General features: G+C 54.5%; 16 protein-coding genes. 4 read left to right on the top strand and 12 right to left on the bottom strand.

The window, feature by feature from the left end:
• Positions 1–37: 37 nt before the first annotated feature.
• From CPA57_RS05215 to tauD, 3 genes are all read right to left on the bottom strand, one after another.
• The gene (locus tag CPA57_RS05215) at positions 38–2,569 is read right to left on the bottom strand and encodes a TonB-dependent receptor (RefSeq protein ID WP_182081717.1); all 2,532 of its coding nucleotides are present in this window, start codon (positions 2,567–2,569) and stop codon (positions 38–40) included.
• 84 nt (positions 2,570–2,653) lie between these two features.
• Positions 2,654–4,009, bottom strand: coding sequence for an amino acid permease (locus tag CPA57_RS05210; RefSeq protein ID WP_182081716.1), 1,356 nt, complete (start codon positions 4,007–4,009; stop codon positions 2,654–2,656).
• A gap of 8 nt (positions 4,010–4,017) precedes the next feature.
• Positions 4,018–4,917, bottom strand: a complete 900-nt coding sequence (gene tauD, locus CPA57_RS05205) for a taurine dioxygenase (RefSeq protein ID WP_182081715.1) — start codon at positions 4,915–4,917, stop codon at positions 4,018–4,020.
• Positions 4,918–5,403: 486 nt separating this feature from the next.
• On the opposite strand from tauD, the gene CPA57_RS05200 reads away from it, so the two are divergent.
• Complete coding sequence (locus CPA57_RS05200) at positions 5,404–6,174, top strand: SDR family NAD(P)-dependent oxidoreductase (protein ID WP_077397114.1); 771 nt, start codon at positions 5,404–5,406, stop codon at positions 6,172–6,174.
• Between the two features lie 96 nt (positions 6,175–6,270).
• Here CPA57_RS05200 and cysK read toward each other — a convergent pair whose 3' ends face one another.
• The gene (cysK, locus tag CPA57_RS05195) at positions 6,271–7,272 is read right to left on the bottom strand and encodes a cysteine synthase A (protein ID WP_182081714.1); all 1,002 of its coding nucleotides are present in this window, start codon (positions 7,270–7,272) and stop codon (positions 6,271–6,273) included.
• A gap of 189 nt (positions 7,273–7,461) precedes the next feature.
• Between cysK and CPA57_RS05190 the strand changes: the two genes are divergently transcribed.
• Entirely contained in the window at positions 7,462–7,917 is a 456-nt protein-coding gene (locus tag CPA57_RS05190) for an RrF2 family transcriptional regulator (protein ID WP_077397112.1), read from the top strand.
• Between the two features lie 286 nt (positions 7,918–8,203).
• Complete coding sequence (locus CPA57_RS05185) at positions 8,204–11,827, top strand: autotransporter outer membrane beta-barrel domain-containing protein (protein WP_182081713.1); 3,624 nt, start codon at positions 8,204–8,206, stop codon at positions 11,825–11,827.
• A gap of 87 nt (positions 11,828–11,914) precedes the next feature.
• On the opposite strand, the gene CPA57_RS05180 is transcribed toward CPA57_RS05185, so the two are convergent.
• Complete coding sequence (locus CPA57_RS05180; RefSeq protein ID WP_182081712.1) at positions 11,915–12,541, bottom strand: LysE/ArgO family amino acid transporter; 627 nt, start codon at positions 12,539–12,541, stop codon at positions 11,915–11,917.
• A 72-nt stretch (positions 12,542–12,613) separates the two neighbouring features.
• Between CPA57_RS05180 and CPA57_RS05175 the strand changes: the two genes are divergently transcribed.
• Positions 12,614–13,513: a LysR family transcriptional regulator ArgP gene (locus CPA57_RS05175; RefSeq protein WP_182081711.1), complete on the top strand. Its 900-nt coding sequence runs from the start codon at positions 12,614–12,616 to the stop codon at positions 13,511–13,513.
• 55 nt (positions 13,514–13,568) lie between these two features.
• On the opposite strand, the gene CPA57_RS05170 is transcribed toward CPA57_RS05175, so the two are convergent.
• From CPA57_RS05170 to CPA57_RS05140, 7 genes are all read right to left on the bottom strand, one after another.
• Positions 13,569–13,985, bottom strand: a complete 417-nt coding sequence (locus CPA57_RS05170; RefSeq protein ID WP_182081710.1) for a DoxX family protein — start codon at positions 13,983–13,985, stop codon at positions 13,569–13,571.
• Positions 13,986–14,168: 183 nt separating this feature from the next.
• Positions 14,169–15,434: an NAD(P)/FAD-dependent oxidoreductase gene (locus tag CPA57_RS05165; protein ID WP_182081709.1), complete on the bottom strand. Its 1,266-nt coding sequence runs from the start codon at positions 15,432–15,434 to the stop codon at positions 14,169–14,171.
• Positions 15,431–15,865: a phosphotransferase gene (locus CPA57_RS05160; protein WP_182081708.1), complete on the bottom strand. Its 435-nt coding sequence runs from the start codon at positions 15,863–15,865 to the stop codon at positions 15,431–15,433. The genes CPA57_RS05165 and CPA57_RS05160 overlap by 4 nt, the downstream gene beginning before the upstream one ends.
• Positions 15,852–16,649: a beta-ketoacyl synthase chain length factor gene (locus tag CPA57_RS05155; protein WP_182081707.1), complete on the bottom strand. Its 798-nt coding sequence runs from the start codon at positions 16,647–16,649 to the stop codon at positions 15,852–15,854. Before CPA57_RS05155 ends, CPA57_RS05160 begins: the two co-directional genes overlap by 14 nt.
• The gene (locus tag CPA57_RS05150; protein WP_182081706.1) at positions 16,646–17,851 is read right to left on the bottom strand and encodes a beta-ketoacyl-[acyl-carrier-protein] synthase family protein; all 1,206 of its coding nucleotides are present in this window, start codon (positions 17,849–17,851) and stop codon (positions 16,646–16,648) included. Before CPA57_RS05150 ends, CPA57_RS05155 begins: the two co-directional genes overlap by 4 nt.
• Positions 17,848–20,163 (bottom strand): MMPL family transporter, encoded by a 2,316-nt coding sequence (locus tag CPA57_RS05145; protein ID WP_182081705.1) that lies wholly within the window; start codon positions 20,161–20,163, stop codon positions 17,848–17,850. Before CPA57_RS05145 ends, CPA57_RS05150 begins: the two co-directional genes overlap by 4 nt.
• The gene (locus CPA57_RS05140) at positions 20,160–20,780 is read right to left on the bottom strand and encodes a LolA-related protein (RefSeq protein WP_182081704.1); all 621 of its coding nucleotides are present in this window, start codon (positions 20,778–20,780) and stop codon (positions 20,160–20,162) included. The genes CPA57_RS05145 and CPA57_RS05140 overlap by 4 nt, the downstream gene beginning before the upstream one ends.
• Position 20,781 lies beyond the last annotated feature (1 nt).

Genomic DNA, 20,781 nt, shown 5'->3' with positions numbered 1-20,781 from the left:
CGGAAGGGGATGCGCCTTTCCGGCCCGTTTTCTATTTTCAGAACTCCGCCTTGACGGACCCGAAGAACTGGCGAGGTGCGCCAAGGAGAATGGATTGGTTGTTGTAGGCTGCTCCGCCTCTATTATCCATTGTAAAGCCATTCTGGCCTACGGTAGAGGCGTATTTGGTATTGGCTAGATTGTAGATATTGAAGGCGAAGACCAGATTTCGCACGGCTGTGGGGTTGCGCATCCCAAGATGGGTCATGTCTAGCGTGTAGATGAGCCCAAAATTAGCTAGCCAATAGGTTGGTAGTTTGTAGTCGCCAACATAGTCATAGCTGCGCTTCCCATAATACTGGGTATCGACATAGGCTTGCAGATGCCGCCATTCATAGGAGAGGCGGGCCTTGTACATGAAACTAGGATAGGCCACTACTTGCCGGCCTTTTGTGGAATAGAGCGTGCCGCCGCTGCGTATGTCCTGATCGTACGTTGCTTTATCGTAGCTGATGCTATTGAACAGGGCGAGACCGGGTAGCGGCGTGATGGTGATAGCGCCATCCACACCATCCATGGTTACCCCTCCTACATTTTGCACGGTAGAGGTGTTGTTGGTGAGGATGGACCCAGCCCCCGCACTGCCCAGAATCTGCTGGAGGCGGTTATGGAAGTTCGTTCGGTAGAGATAAAGGCTACTTTGAATGAACTTGTCGGTGTAGCGATAGCCTGCGGCGAAGGTCCAAGCTGTTTCCGGTTTTAGGCTGTTCTTCGTGGCGTTATAGGCCAGCTGGGAGACTGCAAAAGGGGAGTTGCTGGAGTTATAGCCAGACTGGCTATAGGCATGGGCATTCTCTGAAATATCGAAGAATAGTTCATGATGATGGAGGAAATGCCAGTCCCCGCTGATGTGGGGCAGGAAGGCCTTGGCTGTTGTCAGGCTTTCCCCGCTGGCTAGAGTGGGAAAGCGTGGTTCCCAGTTGGTTGCATGGCCGACACGGGTCGTATTGAGAATGGACTTGAAGCCAAAATGCAGCGCAACGGATTTGATGGGGTGATAGGTGTCCTGTACGAAAGCGGTAAAGCTGTTGGTGTTATAACGTTGGCCCCAGAGTGTTCGGCTGGGAACACCTTTAAAACTGCCGAAGGGGTTTAGAGGTGTAGCATCGGGGCTGTTGGGTTGCTGGTAGGCGTAGGCGTAAGAATCATATTGGTTATTCTCGTACCAAAAGCCCGTTGAGAGATCATGCCGCTTTAGCCGGTAATCAAACGAGGTCAGCCCACCAAACCGCTCAATAGCGGGGCGGCGTACCTGTTCGAAAATGGGGGCCCCATTGAGCTGCACCGTATCAACGCCATTTTGGTAGGTATAGGGGCTGGCATAGGTGCCGTGTCCGGTCTCACTATGGCCATAGAGGCTGGTTTTCCATGTCAGGCGGTCGGTCAGGGCAAGGTCAGCTTTGATGCCCCCGAACAGGTCGGATGAACTCGCCGTACTGTCATAATAGGAGACATCCTTGGGGTCTGTCAGCCTATTATAGGAGGCGGGATACCGACCTTGTGCGGCATGATAAGCGCGTGCCCATGCGCCGGGCTGCCCGTAGAAGTTGTCCAACCGGGACCCGGCTTGGTCTAGCCAGCTGGGGGCGTAATCTTGATAGTTTACCATTTGGAGGGCGTCCCAGTTGAAGAAGGCAGAGACCTGGCTCCGTTCTCCAATGGGTTGGACCAGTTTTGCGTTGACCTGCTGCATGAACTGGTCACCATCACCTTTCCATTTGTCGCCTTGATTGCGCATGTAGGAGACGTAGAACTTTGTTCCACTCTCGTTGAGTTGGCCGGAATCAAAACGGAAGAAGGAATGGAACAGCGCATTGCTGCCAAAGGTCTGTGCGACCAGTCCCCCCATTTTGTTTTTAGGGTTGCTGGAAACGTAATTGATGCTGCCGCCCAGATTATTGGTACTGGCTGTACTTTCTGCCCCTGCGCTTTGGGTGACTTCCAACCGCTCCACATTTTCTGAGGAAATGGCCTGTAATGGGTTTAGTCCGTTATAATTGCGGAAGGTCGGCTCACCGAGGGGCAGGCCATCCAGCGTTATGCCGATCTCGTTTTGAACAAAGCCGTGCATGTAAAGCTGGGTCGAGTAGGTATCAACACCCTGAGGATCATCGGACTGGAACTGCACCCCCGGCATTTGAGCCAATGTGCGGAGCGGGTTGGTACCGGGCACCTGTTGTTCCAGTTGTTTGTGCCCCAACACAAGCTGTGTACCCTGCACGATATGATGGGTGCGAACAGAGAGCGCCTCATATCCACCATGAACGGCCTTGCGGGGGCGGCGTCTTGTTCTTCCAGCCGCTATCAGAGCCGGAGAACGGGGCTGCCGGATTGTGGTTGCGTTTGCGTGACGCACTGATGATCGTATTCGGCCTGTTTTAGTGCCTGTATGACGGGTAGGCACATAGTGGGCATGATCATCCGTTTCTGAAGGTTCATGGAGACCAATGGTCTGAGCTGCAGCAGGCACGACGAAGGGCACGGATAGGCCGGTAAGGCCCACCCAGAGCAGGTGGCGATACGTTTTCATGATAAATCCGGTCAGGTGATGGGAAACACAGGTCACCGGGACTGTGCTGCTAGGCGAACGTCCTGTCCCGGCTCAAAAAGTGTATCAGGCCCTGCTCAAACATCGTTGGGAGACAAAGACCACACTGGCCAGTGTCAGCAGTAGAATAACAGCGAGAGAAAGAAGGGTATCCCCTCGTGCTGATGGTAGAACGAGAAGAATGGCACCCAGAACGGGAATAAGAACGGTCAGCGTCTTGGCGAGTGGGAGGGCAGTGGCTGTTTGGGACTGTCGTGCCCAAAGCCAGTAGGCGATGGCGATCATGAAGTAGATGAACAGGATAAGCCCGCCAGAAGCCCCTAGAAGAACGGGGTAGAGTGTCTCCGGTGAGCCAATGGCCGCAGCGATGACAGCCAGCTCCAGCAGCGTGGTCAGCCGTAGGGACCAGATGGGAACCTGCTGGGCGGTTTCCTCTGTCAGTTTCTGTGGGGCAAGGCGAAGGTCGGCCAGCTCTCGTAATGTACGGGAGACGACATAAACAGCTGAGTTGAGGCAGGAGAGGACAGCAACTAGCGTCACAGCGATGGCAGCATAGCGAGCCAATGGAACTTTGAGATATTCCAGCACGCTTAGGAAGGGAGACTGCCCAACATGCACGCCGTTCCACGGTAGCAGGGAAATGATGACTAGCACCGACCCGGCATAGAAGAAGAGTACCTGTAAAGGGAGCCGCCGCATGGTATTGGCGATGGCCCGCAGAGGGCGGTCACTATCCGTTGCGGCGATGATGGCAATTTCGCAACCTGTGAAGGTTTGCACGATCATGGGCACAGCCCCGATGACGGCCCAGCTGCCTTTAGGGAAGATTCCGCCATGCAAGGTGATGTTGTTGAGTGCTATGGCGAAGGGATGGCCGGAGAGAGCCAACCAGCCCAGACCAAGCGCAATGAATCCCCCTAGAAAGAGCAGCTTGAAGATGGAAAGACCTGTTTCAGCCTGACCGTAATGGCGAAGGGAAAGACGGTTTATGGTCCAGGCTATGGCAACAAGAACAAGAGCCCCCCAAAGTGGGGCAATATTCGCCAGCCTGCCAATAATCATCCCACCCGCTACAGCCTGTGCCCCGGCTGTTACGGCCCAGAGGAAGGCGTAGCTCCAGCCAGTGATGAAGGCAGCTTTCGGGCCGTTGTGGGTAGCGATATGGGTGATGAAGGAGCCCTGCCCCCGTGCGCTGATGGCTAAGCCGCCGAGCAGCCGCATGACAAGCCAGACGACAATCCCCGCTGCCAAATAAGAGAGCAGGACAGCAGGGCCGGCTGCAGCGATGGTAGCGGATGTCCCAACAAATAGCCCAGCACCGATGATCCCACCAATGGAGATCATCGCTACATGCAGTCCTTTAAAACGGCTTGCGGTGGGACTATCGGGAGAGGATGACGAAGAAGCAGGGGGCTGGCTCATCGGGTCTGTTAGCCTTTCTGACCGGGGCCATAGGGGCGGTCCCCGATGATGGTGATGCGGTTCATGATGCGCCGGGCAGGGAGGTAGTCATTCACAGCGTAATGTTGTGTAATGCGGTTGTCCCAGAAAGCGACATCACCTTCTTCCCACCGCCAGCGGATGGAGAATTCTGGTTTTGTGGCATGGCGGATCAGATAAGCCAACAGGGCGGCGCCTTCTTCTGGGTCCACATCGTTGATTTCTGTTGTGAAACCCTCACTAACAAACAGCCCCTTCGCTCCCGTCTCCGGGTGGATGCGGACAACAGGGTGCGTCACCGGTGGGAAGTTGTTGCGTGTCTCGGCCCATTTTTTCAGCTCTTCCTCTGTCCGGCCATAGCGGGAGACAGGGAAGGAGCGGAGAAAATCGTGCTGGGCTGTCAACGTATCAATACGCTGTTTCATGCCTTCAGAGAGGGCATCATAGGCGGCTGTGCCACTCGCCCAGAGCGTGTCCCCACCACCTGTTTCTGGCAGAAGCCGGCTGGTCAGCACGGCCCCCATTGGTGGTTCCTGCTGGAAGGTGACATCCGTATGCCAGAGGGCATTGTCCCGCAGGTCATTTTTGGCGGTATCCAACACGATGGCTTCCGGCACATCTGGTACTGTGGGGAAGATGGGGTGGAGATGTAACTTGCCGAAATGACGTGCAAAATCTCGCTGCTGGGCCGGTGTGATCTTCTGCTTACGGAAGAAGAGAACCTGATGGCGGAGGAGCAGCTGATGGATGTCCTCTTTCTGGGCTGGAGTGAGGGGGACGGAAAGGTCCACGCCTTCCACAATGGCCCCGATGGCTGGGCTGAGAGGTGTGGCCTTCAGTGTAGCGACGGGTGAGAAGGCCGGCGCAAAAGCTGTAGCGGTGGAAGCCATGATGGGAACTCCATAGAACTTTGTCTGATCGTTGTTTATTAAATCAACAGATTTCATCGTCATAATGGAGTATTCTCTACATTTGAAAAGTGAAAAAATGCTCTCCGAGCCAATTTTTTCATAACATGCTGTTTTTATATGTTTTTATTGGAAAAGTTAGAATGTCGGGCGGGAGGCTGTGGGCGAGATTATAAGGATTTTAAAATAACTATTCTATTTCGTATAAAATAATTGGCCCTACAAAGGCAGACTAGAGAAGGGTGTTCGTTAGTGGGTGGTCAGGCAGGAAATGCTTTATGGGCATGGATGATATGCATGAATGAAAAGTGAATATAAAAAGTGCTGTAGACTGCGGAGCCGGGCGAAAGGCATGACTGGAAACAGTAATGAGTGAGATCGGTCTCCCCGTTAATTTGATATAAATCAAGGTGATTTTGTGTGAAAAGAGTAGCGTGAAAACAGACCCTTTATCTGAGGAGATGACAGATGGGACGGATTTCTGGGAAGATCGCACTCGTGACTGGTGCTGGCAGTGGAATTGGCAAGGGGATTGCTAAGGTTCTGGCCAAGGAAGGCGCCAAGGTCATCGTGGCAGACCTCAACCCGAAGGGTGGTGAAGAGGTCGTAGAAGAGATCCGCAAGGCCGGTGGTAAGGCCTGCTTCCTGCCGCTGAATGTGGCGAAAGAAGATGAGTGGAAGAAGACGATGGCTGCCATCAAGGAGCATGATGGCCGTCTGGACATCGTCGTCAACAACGCTGGCATCGCCTTTGATGGCACCATTGAAAGCACCTCTCTGGAAGAGTGGCGTCGTGTGCAGTCCATCAATCTGGATGGCGTGTTCCTCGGTACGAAATATGCCGTCGAGAGCATGCGTGAGCTGAATGGCGGTGAAGGTGGCTCCATCGTCAATATGTGTTCTAGCTCTGCGCTGGTTGGTATTCCGAATCTGGCTGCTTACGGGTCTTCCAAAGGTGGCGTGAAGATGCTCACCAAGTCTGCCGCCCTGCATTGTGCCCGTAATGGTTACAAGATTCGCATCAACAGCGTCTGCCCCGGTTATATCCAGACACCGCTGGTTGATGAGCTGACCCACACTGATAAGGCTGCTTATCAGCATCTGGTGGACATCCATCCGGTTGGTCATCTGGGTACACCGGAAGATGTGGCCTATGGCGTTCTGTATCTGGCTTCTGACGAGTCCAAGTTCGTTACGGCAACCGAACTGGTGATTGATGGTGGTTACACCTCTGAATAAGGTGGAATATTTGAGGAGGGGGCTGGGTAGCCCCCTTTAGAAAAGAAAAAGCCTCCGTTCCTTTTTGGGGAACGGAGGCTTTCTTATGTGTGGTCCTTAAAGACCAGCAAAAAGGGGCGTGGAAAGGTAACGTTCAGCAAAGTCAGGGACGATGGCAACGATGGTCTTACCGGCCCATTCGTCCTTTTTGGCAAGCTCCATAGCGGCAAACAGTGCAGCACCGGCGGAAATACCAATCGGCAGACCTTCCGTGCGGGCGCAGAGGCGGGCCGTTGTCAGAGCATCATGTTCGGTGACAGGAATCACCTTATCCAAAGCCCGAATGTCCAGAGTATCCGGTTTGAAGCCCGGTCCAAGCCCCTGAATGCCATGCGGGCCGGGATCATCACCATTGAGGACCGCACTTTCAGAGGGCTCCAGTCCGAAGACCTTCAGCCCTTCCTTGCGTGGCTTGAGGGCATGGGCAATGCCAGAGGCTGTCCCACCTGTGCCGAGTCCGGCTACCACGGCATCCACAGCACCGGCGGTATCTGTCCAGATTTCTTCAGCGGTCGTTTCAGCATGGACTTTTGGATTGGCCGGATTCGTAAACTGGCTGGGCATCCATGCATTCTTGGTTTCTTTGAGAATTTCCTGAGCCCGGCTTATGGCCCCTTTCATGCCTTGCCGGGCGGGGGTCAGCTCTAGCGTTACGCCCAGCAGGGCCAGCATTTTCCGCCGTTCCATAGAGGCACTTTCCGGCATGGTAACGATCATCTTGTACCCTAGTGATACCGCCGCAAAAGCGAGGCCAATGCCGGTATTGCCGGATGTTGGTTCCACAAGGATAGATTCGCCCGGTGTAATGAGCCCCTTGTCCTGTGCTTCCCGCAGCATGGCAACGCCGATCCGGTCCTTAACGGAGGCCATAGGATTGAAGAATTCGAGCTTGAGCAGCAGGTGAGCTTTCAGCTTTTCTTTCTCTGTCAGGTGGGGAACAGCGACCAGAGGCGTACCGCCTACGACTTCCAGAAAGGAAGGATAGACATACCCGCGGGGAGGTGCGAAGGCCGCTTCGGAAAGAGGGAAAGGAAAATCTGATGAGCGTGATTCTGTCATCGGTGGTACTCCTTGCCATGGATGGACATTGCTAGAAGACTAGCAGGTCTATCCGGTATCCGTCATGCTGCTTTGGTGGGTTGGTCATAGAAACATCAAGGTACCGCGAATCGTTCGCATAATTTTCTTTCTTATGTTGTGAGATAAGTTAAAAGAGCCTGATAGGCTTTGATGGCTGAAGAGTGAGTGATGTATCTGAAAAATGACCGTATCCTAACGGCACTGTCCATTATGCTCGATGTGGCTTTTTATGCTGGGCGGTCCGGTGTTGTAAGCGGGGCAGACATAGCAAAGCGTAGCGGCCTGCTTCGGCGAGGGATTGAGCCAGTACTGCAGGCGTTGTCCCGAGCGGGCCTGCTGGATAGCGTACGTGGCCCGAAAGGGGGATACCGGTTGGGGCGGTCCCCGCGGGTGGTGAGCCTGCATGAAATTGTTTGCGCTGTTGGCATTCGGGATCAGGTGGCTGCTTTTCAAGGAAAAGGAAATAATCCACTTCAGTCTTTGGTAATTGCCCCTTTATGGGCAGAGCTTAACGACGGTATTAAAGAGCGTCTCTCGGGAATTACTTTAGCTGATCTTCTACAGCAGGCTGAACGTTCAGGGTTGGAGCGTCCAAGGCAGGCCCCTATTTCATTTACCATTTGATATATTTTGGAACGAGATAGATTTACTAGAGCATGTCTTTTGTGTGCTCTGGCAAGTCCTCATTTTCATCCAGAAATGTGTTGGGGTGGTGTCGTCAGTTATGGCGAATCGACACGCTGTTTCCCCGGAAAGGTGCTTAATTAAGTATAAAATTATTTGAATTTTTTAATATGTTGTTATATCTCGTTAAGTAATTGAGTGATCCCCCTTAGAGACGAGTGCTCTCTAGGTGATGGTGCCTGCAAAAGTGGAAGGGGGAGTGGTGTGTTCGGCGTTGGAGAAAATCATGCGGAATAAACTTTTGTTTACGGCTGCTTTGTTCTGTGTGGACGTGACGCCGTTCGGGCCTGTTTTTACGCCCGCTAATGCTGCGGATGAGGCCCCAGCGGCTTTGCCGGTGGTGGGTGACGATCAGGGCCCTCCTTATGCTAACGTTACGAACGTATCCAATTTGTCGAGCCTGGGTAACGTCATTACGGATAATTCCGTTCACCGTATTACGGGTGATGGGACGAATCAGGTTTTTTCAGGGTCTATCTTTGTCACTTCGGGGAACACGACTTCTATTGATCAAGCCGGCGGTGTTGATATCAACACGGGCGATTCTATCAATACGACACAGCAGACACAGCCCAATAATGTGACGTTCACAGGGCAGAATTCTTATAACGGGCGTACAATTATCCGTGGCAATGGTTCCCTGACCCTGACAGGTAATGGGAACAAGCTGGGCGGTATCGTTTCCAACCGTGTGAACGGTGGTGCAATGATTGTTGGTCTTGCCGCCAATGATTCTGCAACACTGACGGTCGATAAGAATGGTGTTCTGCTGCTGTTTAACCAGACCGATTCTAATAAAAAGCCCATCCAGCCTTATGGTCAGCTGATCGTCGGTAACGGTGACTCACATTATGGGGCCAGCAGCACAAAACAGGCAAACCATCTGATCGTTCAGAATGGCGGTCAGGTCGGTGTGATGACTGTTGCTGTCGGGAACCAGGCCGATGGTAAGGGCGATGTGTCCGTTACCGGTGATGGCAGTGCCATGACTGTTGGTGCTGGTGGTGTGCTCGTTGGGGCAAGCGGTGAGGGTAGCCTTGCTATCAAGCAGGGTGGTAAAGGCGTTGTGGGCGGTAATGTGCTCGTTGGTGCTAATGCTGGCTCTCAGGGTAGTGTGACAGTTGATGGCTCAGGTTCGTCTCTGACGGTCAAGAATGATGCGGGTCTAAGCGTACAGACGGTTGTTGGTAATGATGGCCAGGGGTCGCTTAATGTTCAGAATGGTGGCACGTTTACCAGCGCTGGTGATGTCACTATTGGGAATAAGGCCGGGTCTGTCGGTACTGTAACTGTTGGTAACGATCAGACTGCTGGTGCCAATACGCAGTCCACAATGAATCTGACGGGCAGCAGCCAGACGGGTAACCTGATTGTTGGTAATCAGGGCACTGGCCAGCTGAATGTCCAGAAGGGCGGTGTGGTAAATGCTTACGGCGTAACTGTCGGTGGGCAGCAGAACGCTGGTGGTCTGGCGTCTAATAGCTCTGTCAATGTTGGGGCTGCTGGGGCTGGGGGAACTCAGGCTGGTGGTCAGCTGAACGTTGGTCAGGGTGGTATGACTGTCGGTACGGGTAAGGGGACAGCCCCGCTCTATTCTGCTGGCGTCACGGCTGGTGGTGTCATCAACAGTGCTGGCAATATTAAGATCAAGAGTGATGGTCAGCTGAACGTTGGTGGTGCGGATCAGTCCACCAAGGGTGCGGGGACCGGTACTCTTGTGGTTGGTGATACGAACGGTAGCAGTGGTATCAGCAGCGATGCTAGCCAGACGAACCAGAATTCTCCTAAGGGGAATGGCGGTCTTGTGCTGTATGGCAACGGTATTATCCGTAACCGCCAGGGCAGCGACCTGCATGTGGATTCCAATGTCGCCCTGTCTGATGGCACACCCTCTGGTGAGCCTGTCCGTCATGGCACTTTCGATACAAACAACCAGAATACCTATCTTACAGGTAAGCTGACAGGCACCGGCGGTATGACCGCAACGGGTGGCGGTACGCTGTATGTTGCCAACCATGATAACAGCTATCAGGGTCAGACGGTTGTTTCTGGTAAGAATACGACATTGGCTCTGGCTTCTGGTTATGGTCAGGCTTCCGACAGCAACAATACTTCCTCGTCCGGAATCAAGGTTGAGGATGGTGCCATTCTGACTGGTAACACGACAGACAATGGTGCGGCTGCTGTTACGACAGTTGATGGCGGTGGTACGGTTGAGTCTAACTGGAACCAGAGCAATGGTACGCTGAACATCGGTGCGGCCGGGTATAAGGGTACGGCCCTTACGATGAATGGTAGCGCAGGCCATCAGTCTGTTCTTTCTGTAGGGGTTAACTCCACACCGACTGCGTCCAATTCTTACATTACGCTTAACGATGCCCAGGGTTATAACCGTGGTAACGGGTCGCTCGATACGACAGGTCGTTCTCTGACAGGTTCCTACCGTCAGCTTAACAGCGGTTTGGTCCATGTGAATGGCGATGCCCAGTTGAACAGCGCAACTCTTAATATCGTGAAGAGTGATAACGGGCGTGTCTATGCTGGGGATGGTTATCGTATCCTTACGGCCACAGGGACAGTCAGTGCTAACCATGACAATGCTCTGACTGTGACAGGCAACATGCCGACAGGTCTTTTCGTTTCGCCTTATCTGGTGTTCGAAAACCAGGCTGTGGATGTGATTTACACACGTAATGCTGCGGCATTCAGCGGTGTTGCCCAGAGCGGGAACGAGCGTACAGTCGGTAAGGCGCTGGACCGTATGGGTGATAGCAGCCCTGTGATTCAGGCTATGACAGGCCTTACATCCGCAGGTGAGGCACGTCATGCACTGAACAATCTGTCTGGTGACATTCATGCTTCTGCTCGCACGGCTATGATTCAGGACAGTTACCTGCTTGAGCAGGCTGTGCTGGATCGTCTGGGTGATGCAAGCTGTGATGGTAACAGCGATGGCGACGGTATCCTGTCAGCGCGGGGACATTATGATCTCCACACCCGGCGTCGGGGAGCACGGTGCGATAGCAACCACACCATCATGTGGGGTCAGGCTTATGGGAGCCTGGGGAGCAATGGTGGTGGCAACGTAAGTTCGTTGCATCATCAGACAGCTGGGTTTGTCATGGGTGTGGATACGCCGATTGATGACCGCTGGCGTGTGGGTGGCATGATTGCCTATGGGCATTCCATGTTCAATACTAATGGTTCCAGCAACTCTTCTGGTAATAGCAACAATATCAGTCTGGGTAGCTATGCAGGGTCCCATTGGGGGCGGTTCAATCTGCGTCTGGGTGCGTTCTATACCTGGAACCTGATGAACATGCGCCGGCATGTGCAGGTGGCTGACTTCGGCGGCCGTCAGACCAGTAACTATCGTAGCGGCACAGCCCGTGCCTTTACGGAGCTGAGCTACAAGTTTGACTTTGGTAAGCTTCAGTTTGAACCCTTCCTCGAAGGGTCCTACGTCAACCAGTATGCTGGGCGCTTCAGTGAGCGTGGTGTGGCTGCTCTTTATGGTCAGTCCAAAGACCGGAGCGTAGGCTTCACGAGCTTTGGTTTCCGTGTGGCACGTAGCTTCCAGATTGGTGACATGTGGCTGCGTGCCCATGCCATGGGGGCTTACCGCCGGGCCTATGGTAGCCTCGGCTCCAGCAGAACAGAACGCTTCCTCAATGATGGTAGCGATATGCGGGTTAGCGGCGTGTTGCTGTCTCGTGATGCTGCCGTGGTTAAGGCTGGTCTGTCTGCTAAGGTTACCGACTCTGTGGACCTCGATCTGTCCTACACCGGGCAGTATGGTGAGCACTCCATGGATAGCGGGGCAACCGGCTCCGTTAAGGTCGCCTTCTAATCCAAGGCCAGAGCCAGATCATTACAAAAGGAAAGGCCGCCATATGGGCGGCCTTTTCTGTATTCGGCTGGTTGGGTGATCCAACTTTTAGCCAGATAGTGCGGCGTGGTGGAGCAGTGTGCCTGCCAGAGTGAGCATGATGGCTGCTGTTAGTCCGTCCAGAATACGCCATGAGAGCGGATTGCTGAAAAAGGGGCGTAGTAATCGTGCTCCATAACCCAGTAGAGGGAACCAGACGAAGCTAGCTAGTACGGCACCAAACCCGAACCATGACCGGCTTTCTTCAGGCTGGGATAGGCTGACTGACCCCATAAGCAGGACTGTATCTAAATAGAGATGGGGATTTAGTAGGGTGAAGCCGCAAGTCATCGCCATGACTTTCTTTAGGCTTTGCGGGGGTTGGGCTTCCAGAGAGATCTGACTGTTTGTTGCCATGTGGCGTAGGGCGGAAATCCCTTGCCAGATGAGAAAGGCTGCCCCGGCGTAGGTCAGAATATCCGTAACAAACGGCATAGCCCTGACAATTTTTCCAACTCCGTGCACCGAGGCGGTAATGAAGATGGCATCCACACTGGCACAGAGAAGGAGGATGGGCAGCACATGCTCCTTCTTCAGGCCTTGACGTAGAATAAAAAGATTCTGCGCTCCAACAGCGATAATGGCGGAGGCACCAAGGCAGAAACCAGTGATGATGGGGGTGATGATTGTGTGCATGGCCTGTCTATGACAGGTGGACTATATACAGAACAGCTTATTTTATTTCACCAAATGAAGGAAAACTTCATTATGTTCGACTACGCCGCTCTGGCGGCTATCAGTGCTGTCGTGCGGGAAGGCAGTTTCGAGCGAGCAGCGGCGTCACTTGGGCTGACACCTTCTGCTGTTTCTCAGCGTGTACGAGGGTTTGAGGAACGTTTGGGCGGTGTTTTGGTCATTCGGGGGCAGCCCTGTCGACTGACCGAGTTGGGGACAATGCTGTGTCGCCATTTTGATTGTGTCAGGGTGCTGGAGAGTGATTTAGCATCCCGTCTGGCTTGGCAGGATAGGGCAGCGACACTCCCAGCAACGGTAAAGATTGCTGTGAATGCGGATAGTATTACCACATGGTTCTCCCGTGCCATGATGGCTTTTGCCGAGCAGGAGCCTACCATTACGCTGGATATTTCTATTGATGATGAACAGCATACGGCAGAACGTTTGCGGTCGGGCGATGTCATGGCCGCTGTGACGGCTTCATCCGACCCCGTGCCCTGGTGCAGAACGGTGTCGCTGGGCAGTATGGCGTATGTGGCCTGTGCCAGCCCGAGTTTAATTGCAGCGCATTTCTCGCAGGGTGTAACTGCCGAAGCGTTACAGGAGGCACCTTATTTACGGTTTGATAGGAGCGATCTGTTTCAGGCTCGTTGGGCCGAGGCCGTGCATGGTGTCACGTTGGGGGCCCCGGCCTGTTGGGTGGGTTCTTCCAAGGCGTTTCTGGATTTATGTCTGTATGGTTTAGGGTGGGCTCTGCACCCCTTGCCCTTGGTGGAAGAGTATTTGCAACGGGGGGAGCTTGTTGAAATTAGCCCGGGGCATCGTCCTTCCGTACCCTTATTCTGGTCAGTGCCGAGACTGTACGGGTCGGCACTGAGTCGGCTTAGCCAGAATGTCCAGCGAGTAGCGGCAGACTGGCTGGAGACAGCATGATATTGTTTCCCTGATGAAAAAAGCCTGCCAGAGAGATGGTCTGACAGGCTTTTTGTTATGTTTTGCTGCGGCCTGTAAGGGCGTATCTCCCAGCACCTGCCACGGCAAGGGCGACCAGCCCCCCAGCGATGCTGATATTCTTGTAGAAGTGGATATGTGCATCATATTCTGGGAAGCCAGCCGGCATTGTCCAGTAATGATGGCCGATTAGCCCGCAAATGATCGTGTAGATGGCGAGAAGTAGTGCAACTGGTGCGGTGAGGATGCCGAGCAGGAGAGCCAACCCACCGCCGATTTCGGCGATGATGGCAATGATGGTTGCAAAGGCAGGCATGGGAATATGGAGGCTTTTCAGGAAGGCGACAGCCACGTCGAAGCCCGTTACTTTCTCCCACCCCATAATGATGAAGAGGGCAGCCAGAAGGGTACGGGCGGCGAGAAGAAGGGTATCTCTCTGTCTTTGAATGATCATCGTGTCAGATCCTTTTGAGTTGATGATCAGTAGATAGGGTAGATTTTAGTGAAGGTATCTAATGAATATGGAAAGGTAATATTTCGTTTGTTTGAGAGAGGATGCAGGCAGTTTTTCTGGCTCTCTGTTTCCATACCGTAATATGTGGTCCGGCATGGAAACAGGTATATCGGGATAGTCTGCTCAGGTGTTGGGTCTTTTGTGTTTTCCAAAACGCTTTGTCAGGCCAAAAATGACTGTAAAGACCCGGAAGGGAAGCATGATCCTCCATGATGGTGAGAAATTGCCAGCCAGAAGTGAAATGATGGCATCCCGCATTCGGAGCGGACTATTCTTTGGCCGCATGAAGAAATAACGCAGCAACGGGTCATTGATGCGATAGACAAGCCAGCCGATGAGTCGCATCTCCCGTCTTGTCTGGCGTTCCGCTTTGCGGGCAGCTTTGCGCCCTTGTGCCGGGTTGGCCAGCCACGCACTGGCAACATCGGCACCACGAAGAGCCCCCTGCATGGCCAGCATGATACCTGATGAGAAAACAGGGTCCAGAAAGCCGAAGGCATCCCCGATGATGAAATAACGTTCGCCCCAGGCTTTGTCCCCTTTGTATGAGTAGTTCCCGGTTGTCGTAAGCGGTGCCAGAGCTTCGGCATTGGCCATGCGTTCCCGTACGCTCGGGCTGGATTGCACAGTCTTCCAGAAGAGGGTGTCCAGAGAGCCGCCATGATTTTTGAAGCTGTCATGGTCGCCTACAAAGCCAACGCTCATGATGTCATCAGGCAGGGGAATCATCCAGAACCAACCGCCTTGGACTAGATGAACGGAGATATATCCCTCCATCCCTTCGCCTTTTGCGCGGGGAACATTGCGGAAATGGCTAAAGATGGCGGCCTTGTTGTTGCGGAGGTCGCTATATTTCTTCCCATGCTGGCGGAGCATGAGCGTATCCCGGCCCGAGGCATCAAGAATGAAACGGGGGGCGAAAAAGTGGGGTCTTTCGCCTTCCGTTTTCGCCTCGACAAGAGGGGCATCCGGGATGGGGAAAGAAACTTTTATGACGCGGGTTTTCTCAAAGGTTTTTGCCCCGGCCTTGGCTGCATTGCGGAAGAGTAGCTCGTCAAACTCGGAGCGGCGGACCTGATAGGCATGGTCAGCCTTAGGGGCTATGGCGTAGCGGAAAGGGAAAGACAGCCGCCCTTCACCGGTATCGGTCACGAACTCGGCACCGGGTTTGTAAACCCCCATAGCGGCGACCTCATCCAGTACGCCGATCTGCTCCAGAATAGGGAGATTACAAGCCAGCAGGGACTCGCCGATATGGAAGCGGGGGTGCTGGTCTTTCTCCAACATGATGACATCCAGCCCACGCCGGGCCAGAACTGTCGCCGCTGTACTGCCAGCAGGGCCGCCGCCAATGATCAGGACATCACAGGGAGTAGGAGATTGGGTCATGATGGTTTATCCGTTGGAAGCATGACGGTGCCTGTCCCGCCAAGAAGAAGCCTGGCAGAGGGAGCGGTCAGGGTGAAATCATAGATCATGCCACTATGGGCCTGGTGTTTCCGTGTCACGATGATGGTGAGGCTGTCCCATGCTGGGTTATCCAGCCTGTCGCAATGGATCAGGACATCCCGGACGCTGGTCAGCCATCCCTGCCGTGTTTCATGGGCTGTTAGAGCACCATGTAGGGCTGCAGCCTGCATGGCCATTTCTATCCCTGTGATCGGTGGAAGATGGTCGGCAACCCTATAGGGGTTGGCGGGATCGTTATGGAGCCGGGTTGTAGCCTCAAGCGATGTTTCATCCCAGCGTGTTGCAGCATCTAGCAGGCAGCTTGCTCCCTGATGGGGAATATGGCGGAGGATGGCATCACGGGTGAGCATGGGTCAGATCAATTGTCAGATGATTGGCCCCGTAGGGCAGGGAGAAGGAATGGTCTTGCCCTTGGGCAATGGCCTGTAACAGGGGAAGAATCTGGGCAGCGGGATTGTGGCGGGCCATATCTGCCAAGCTCTCGGGCAGGGACGTGAATGGATCATCAGCGCACTGGCCCTCTTTCAGGGAGAGTGCTAGCTGGCACATCGGTCCCGGGGCTGGGGTCAGGATGAAAGCACAGCCAAAGGATGATCCAGTCCGACGGATTGCCCCCAGTGAGCCGGGAATGGGCGCATCATAGATGCAGAAGAGGACAGGTTTTTCTTCTGCATAGGCCTCGGCAGCGGCCTTCAGAAGGGCAGCAGAAAGTGTTTCATCATACAACCCTAGCGAGACAGCGGGCTGATGGCTTTTGTGGCTTATCATCCAGTAGCCGGCAGGGGCATTATGGACGGAATTGTGAAACAATGAGGGCGATACAGCACCCGCCGGGCTTGCGAGAGAGTTCAGAATACGGTTGATGATATAGCCATCACCATTGGAGCTAGCAAAAATGGCAGGCAGCTCCCCGGCATGGCACCCAGCCTGTTGGCAGGCTTCCTCTGCGCAGAGTATGGCCAGACGGATAACCTGACTGGCCCGGCGGCGTTCATTGGCGGGTAGGCTTTCCGGTGGTGGCAGTTTTAGGCTGGTCCGGTCATGCTGGGCCTCCCCCTGTAAAATCGCTTTTGTCTCCCTCCAGCCATGCAGCCCTTCACCCCAACATCCGATACCGTTTATGGAAATGATCATGTCAGAGGTCCGAAGATGAGGCTGCTATTCGTACCGCCAAAGCCAAAAGAATTGTTCATGACATAATTCAGCGTGCCATGGCGGGGCTCAAGAAGAATATCACTCTGGAAGAGAGGATCAACCATCCGACTGTTCATGCAATGGGGCAGATACTGGTCCTGTATGGCGATGGCGCAGATCATGCTTTCCAGAATTCCAGAGGCCCCCAATGTGTGCCCAGACCAGCCTTTGGTGGAGGAACAGGGTACAGAACTGCCAAAGAGGGACGCCATGGCCCTGTCTTCCATCTGGTCGTTAGCCTGTGTCCCCGTGCCATGCATATTGATGTAGTCTATGGCCTCTGGTGCTAGGCCTGCCCGGTCTAGAGCTTTCTTCATGGCGTGGGCGGCTCCGCTGCCTGTTGGGTCAGGAGAAGACATATGATGGCCGTCACTGCTGGCACCATAACCTAGAAGGCGAAGACCATAACCAGCGGGCTTTGCAGAGCGAGGGCGGCCATTGCTGCGTTCCAGCAGGACAAAGCCAGCCGCTTCTCCGATGGAAATACCGCTGCGTTCCGCATCGCAGGGTCTGGTAGGCGAGGCTGAAACCAGCCCAAGAGAGGCAAAGCCTTGTAGTGTCATGCGGCAAAGGCTGTCCGCTCCTCCAACAATAGCCGCATCGCAGAGGCCAGAGGCAATGAGATGGGCTGCATCTACAAAGGCGCGGGTGGAGGAGGCGCAGGCATTGGAGATGGTCAGCGTGGGCCCGGTAATATTCAGTCGGGCAGCCACATAGCGTGGCAGAGAGGAGAGGTCCTGCGTGTTCTCATAGGGGACACCGGGAGGGAGTGGAGCATCTTCGTAGGGCCGGGCCGCGTAGGCCTCTTCCGTTGTTAGAATGCCGGATGTGCTGGTGCCCATGATGACGGCAATGCGATGATGACCATAATGGGCCTTGGCCTCTAGGGTGGCCTCCATGAAGCCATCAGTCGTTAAGGCCATGTCGGCCAGCCTGTTGTTGCGGCAGTCAAACTGGGACAGTGCGGCCGGAAAAGGATGGGCCTCTACGCCCGCAACACGCCCGATATAGCCATGCCCTGGGGATTGAAATGTATCAGGCTGGAGGGTCTGATGTTGCTCTAATATGCAGGCCCGGGTGGAATCCACACCACGCCCCATAGCACTTATGGCTGTTCCAGCGGTGATGATTAGGTCGGTCATGGATGGTCTCCCTGCTGGGAGGAGGTTGGGATGGTGCCCATCAGCAGGAAGCTGAACATCATGGCAAATAACGCTCCAGAAGAAATGGTAAGGCCCAGTTCCCGCAGGAGTGGCGTCTGACAGCTCGCTAGAATGACAAAGGAAAGAATGGTCATCAGGTTACAGGTCAGCAGGGTGCGGAGGGTTCGGGTTCTTTCGGCTGCATCAAGCTGGGGCCGACTGAAGAAGAGAGCGTAATCTATGCTAACACCCAGTACAAAGGCCAGAGCCACGATATGGATGATGGAAAAAACAGGGCCATGAAGGCGCAGGAGGGCCAGCACGCTTAGGCCTGTCAGGCCCAGAGTCAGGGCGAGCCGCCCTGTACGGGCCGGGTTTTTCTGGCAGATCAAGAGGGTAAGCAGGGCAAGGACGATCCCCGCAGCCAACCAGAAAGCGGCCTTTTGAACATAAGGGTGTAGCAGGTCCCCTACGGCCGTTTTCATATTGACGAGCAAAAGGTCAGGCCGCTGCCGGTGTAGGTGCTCCAATGTCGCTATGGCTTGGGGCGAGCGAGGTAGGATGAGACCATACCAGAGGCCATGCTGTGCCATAAGGAGGAGGTCCATACGGTGAGCAAGAGCAGTACCGGCGATATCGTCCAACCCTAGGGGGGGGAGGTGCCGGGCACGTTCCACATCACCGGGCAAGCTAGCAAAGGCATCTGGCTGGAAGGGAGAGGCCTGTAGTGCCACGTGAAGACTGGTGCTTATGCTGTCTGCTGTTGGCAACATAGCCAGCCGCTGTTGCTGGAGGGCCTTGCTGGGCAGGAGGCGGGCTGCATGGTCCATGTCTTGATTGAAAGGGAGTTGGCCGAGGAGGGCTTCTTCCTGCTGTAGGACGTGTTCACTGTCAGGCGCATGGATAACAGCCACTAGGTTGGGTTGTGGAGAACCAAGTTGTTGATGCAGCTGCCGGTCTGTTTCCAGCAGGGCAGGAGGAATGGGGTTGAGGATTTCCCCCTGTTTTTCAATATGGAAGGGATGCAGCAGGAGCAGGGCCAGAGCCGGCGGGGCCACCAGTAGGCAGAGCCCACGATAACGGCGGAGGGTCTCCCAGCGCAGTAGGGAAGGCGACACACCTTGATGATGGGCGGCAAGATCGGCCTGCGTGACGAGATGAGGCAGAACCCAGATGGTAATGCAGGCTGCAGTTAGAATACCCGTGGCGGAGAATAAGCCAAGTTCCATGAGGCCGGGTAACCCACAGAAGATCATGCTCAAAAGTCCGACAATAGCCGTGAGTGTAGCTAGTTTCAGGCTGGTACCAATACGACCCAGCACAACAGGAATGCTCTCGCCTTTATCCCGATGCCCTAGCAGTAGGACGGGATAGTCCAGTGAGACACCCAGCATGGTCATGCCGAACCCGACAGCAATGCCATGAACCCAGCCAAAACAGAGCCTGACCACGAGCATGGAGACAGATAGCGAGAGCAGGAAAGGCACAGCCAGCGTCGCCAGAACCCACAGAGAACGAAAACGCCAATATAATATGCCGACCACGACAAGAAGGGACAGCAGGGCGAGGCGGTCCATGTCATGCCGGAGGGATTGGGCAGCGAAGAAGGAAAAAGCAGGCGAGCCTGTTAGTAAAAGTTGGCAGTCTGCATTATGGGGGCGGCTATTCTCAAAAGCCTTCTGAATGGTTTGATGAAGCCGCCCCAGTTGTGCTGGGTCGAGGCTCGGTTGGTGGAGCTGGAGTAGCATGAGCGTGGCGTGATGGTCTGCTGTCAGCCAGAGGCCGTTCATGCTTGTGGGGGGTGTGCTGCTCTCCAGACTAGCCAGATAATCGGTATAGGCGCCGGTTGGGTCTTTTAGTCCGATCTCTTCTACCAGCGGGGCCGCCATGGACTGGAGAAGATCATAAAGCCGGGTCGTATCGGCTTTCAGTGCGTCCGGTGAGAAAAGGCGTGTCCGGTCATGGGGAGCCAGCCCGTACCGGTGGTCGAAAAAGAGCGGCTGGTCTTTTTGCCAAGAGAGGGACGCCGGACCATCCAGAATAAGACTGAACTGTCCTGTTGCTTCTAGAGCTTGATGAAACCGGCGCCCAGTTTGGAGCAGGCTTTCCGTATCATTACCTCTGATGGAGGCGATCAGGATAGATTGGGTTGGCCCGTGATTTAGCTCATCCAGCAGGAATTGAGAGCTTTCATCATGCGGGCGGGGTAGGAAAGCCTGCATCCCCATGCGGAGGGGAATGGCCGAGAATGTTACCGCAGCTACAATAACGGCACAGAGCAGAGCCAGTAGAAGGGGAAGGCGGCGTTTCATGGTGAGGTGATGGTTGTATCGGTTACATCGCCGTTAGCCTGAACAAGGTGCGTACTGTCTAGCGTGTTATGGCGGCCTTCTATTTGGACAAGCCGGATAATATGAGCCGTTTCCGCCGTACGGGGGGTCAATGTCAGTGTCCAGCGGCCGGCATCCCCTGTAGCGGAGAGTGCATAATAACGCTGGAGTAGGGCGACATCGCCCTGCAAAGGCCCTCTGATCGTTGCAGCCATCACCTGTAGGGCTGGGCTTACATGTAGCGAGACGGTCCGCTCCGGGCTCTGCCCATGCTGGAGCCGCACTGCATCGCCCTGCATAATGAAACTGTCTCGCACAGGGGTAAGGGTGAGTTTTTCCACATAATCGGGCGGAATGAAGCGAAGCTGTCCTTCGCTATGGAGTGGTGCCCGGAGGGCATGTAGCTGCCGGGTTTCGGTAAAGTGGTTTTCTCTCTGCGAGACCAGACCAATACGATGCAGGATATCAACCGCCAGAGCCTCCCCGCCCGAGGGTGTAGCAGTAGGGGGAGTACCAGCTGGTGCGACAGTAGGGGCTGCTGCGTGTGCCATCGGCCAGAAAGTCGCTAGGGTAAGAAGAATGAGGGGCAGGCGTTTCATG

Origin of the sequence: Bombella favorum (genome assembly GCF_014048475.1) — a bacterium.
GTDB lineage: Bacteria > Pseudomonadota > Alphaproteobacteria > Acetobacterales > Acetobacteraceae > Bombella > Bombella favorum.
Note: the sequence above shows the minus strand (reverse complement) of the source record. Positions and strands in the feature narration are given on the sequence as shown.

Excerpts from the sequence above, each read along its gene's own strand:
- CPA57_RS05215 (WP_182081717.1), bottom strand. The coding sequence starts at position 2,569 with ATGAAAACGTATCGCCACCTGCTCTGGGTGGGCCTTACCGGCCTATCC.
- CPA57_RS05210 (WP_182081716.1), bottom strand. The coding sequence starts at position 4,009 with ATGAGCCAGCCCCCTGCTTCTTCGTCATCCTCTCCCGATAGTCCCACC.
- tauD (WP_182081715.1), bottom strand. The coding sequence starts at position 4,917 with ATGGCTTCCACCGCTACAGCTTTTGCGCCGGCCTTCTCACCCGTCGCT.
- CPA57_RS05200 (WP_077397114.1), top strand. The coding sequence starts at position 5,404 with ATGGGACGGATTTCTGGGAAGATCGCACTCGTGACTGGTGCTGGCAGT.
- cysK (WP_182081714.1), bottom strand. The coding sequence starts at position 7,272 with ATGACAGAATCACGCTCATCAGATTTTCCTTTCCCTCTTTCCGAAGCG.
- CPA57_RS05190 (WP_077397112.1), top strand. The coding sequence starts at position 7,462 with ATGTATCTGAAAAATGACCGTATCCTAACGGCACTGTCCATTATGCTC.
- CPA57_RS05185 (WP_182081713.1), top strand. The coding sequence starts at position 8,204 with ATGCGGAATAAACTTTTGTTTACGGCTGCTTTGTTCTGTGTGGACGTG.
- CPA57_RS05180 (WP_182081712.1), bottom strand. The coding sequence starts at position 12,541 with ATGCACACAATCATCACCCCCATCATCACTGGTTTCTGCCTTGGTGCC.
- CPA57_RS05175 (WP_182081711.1), top strand. The coding sequence starts at position 12,614 with ATGTTCGACTACGCCGCTCTGGCGGCTATCAGTGCTGTCGTGCGGGAA.
- CPA57_RS05170 (WP_182081710.1), bottom strand. The coding sequence starts at position 13,985 with ATGATCATTCAAAGACAGAGAGATACCCTTCTTCTCGCCGCCCGTACC.
- CPA57_RS05165 (WP_182081709.1), bottom strand. The coding sequence starts at position 15,434 with ATGACCCAATCTCCTACTCCCTGTGATGTCCTGATCATTGGCGGCGGC.
- CPA57_RS05160 (WP_182081708.1), bottom strand. The coding sequence starts at position 15,865 with ATGCTCACCCGTGATGCCATCCTCCGCCATATTCCCCATCAGGGAGCA.
- CPA57_RS05155 (WP_182081707.1), bottom strand. The coding sequence starts at position 16,649 with ATGATCATTTCCATAAACGGTATCGGATGTTGGGGTGAAGGGCTGCAT.
- CPA57_RS05150 (WP_182081706.1), bottom strand. The coding sequence starts at position 17,851 with ATGACCGACCTAATCATCACCGCTGGAACAGCCATAAGTGCTATGGGG.
- CPA57_RS05145 (WP_182081705.1), bottom strand. The coding sequence starts at position 20,163 with ATGAAACGCCGCCTTCCCCTTCTACTGGCTCTGCTCTGTGCCGTTATT.
- CPA57_RS05140 (WP_182081704.1), bottom strand. The coding sequence starts at position 20,780 with ATGAAACGCCTGCCCCTCATTCTTCTTACCCTAGCGACTTTCTGGCCG.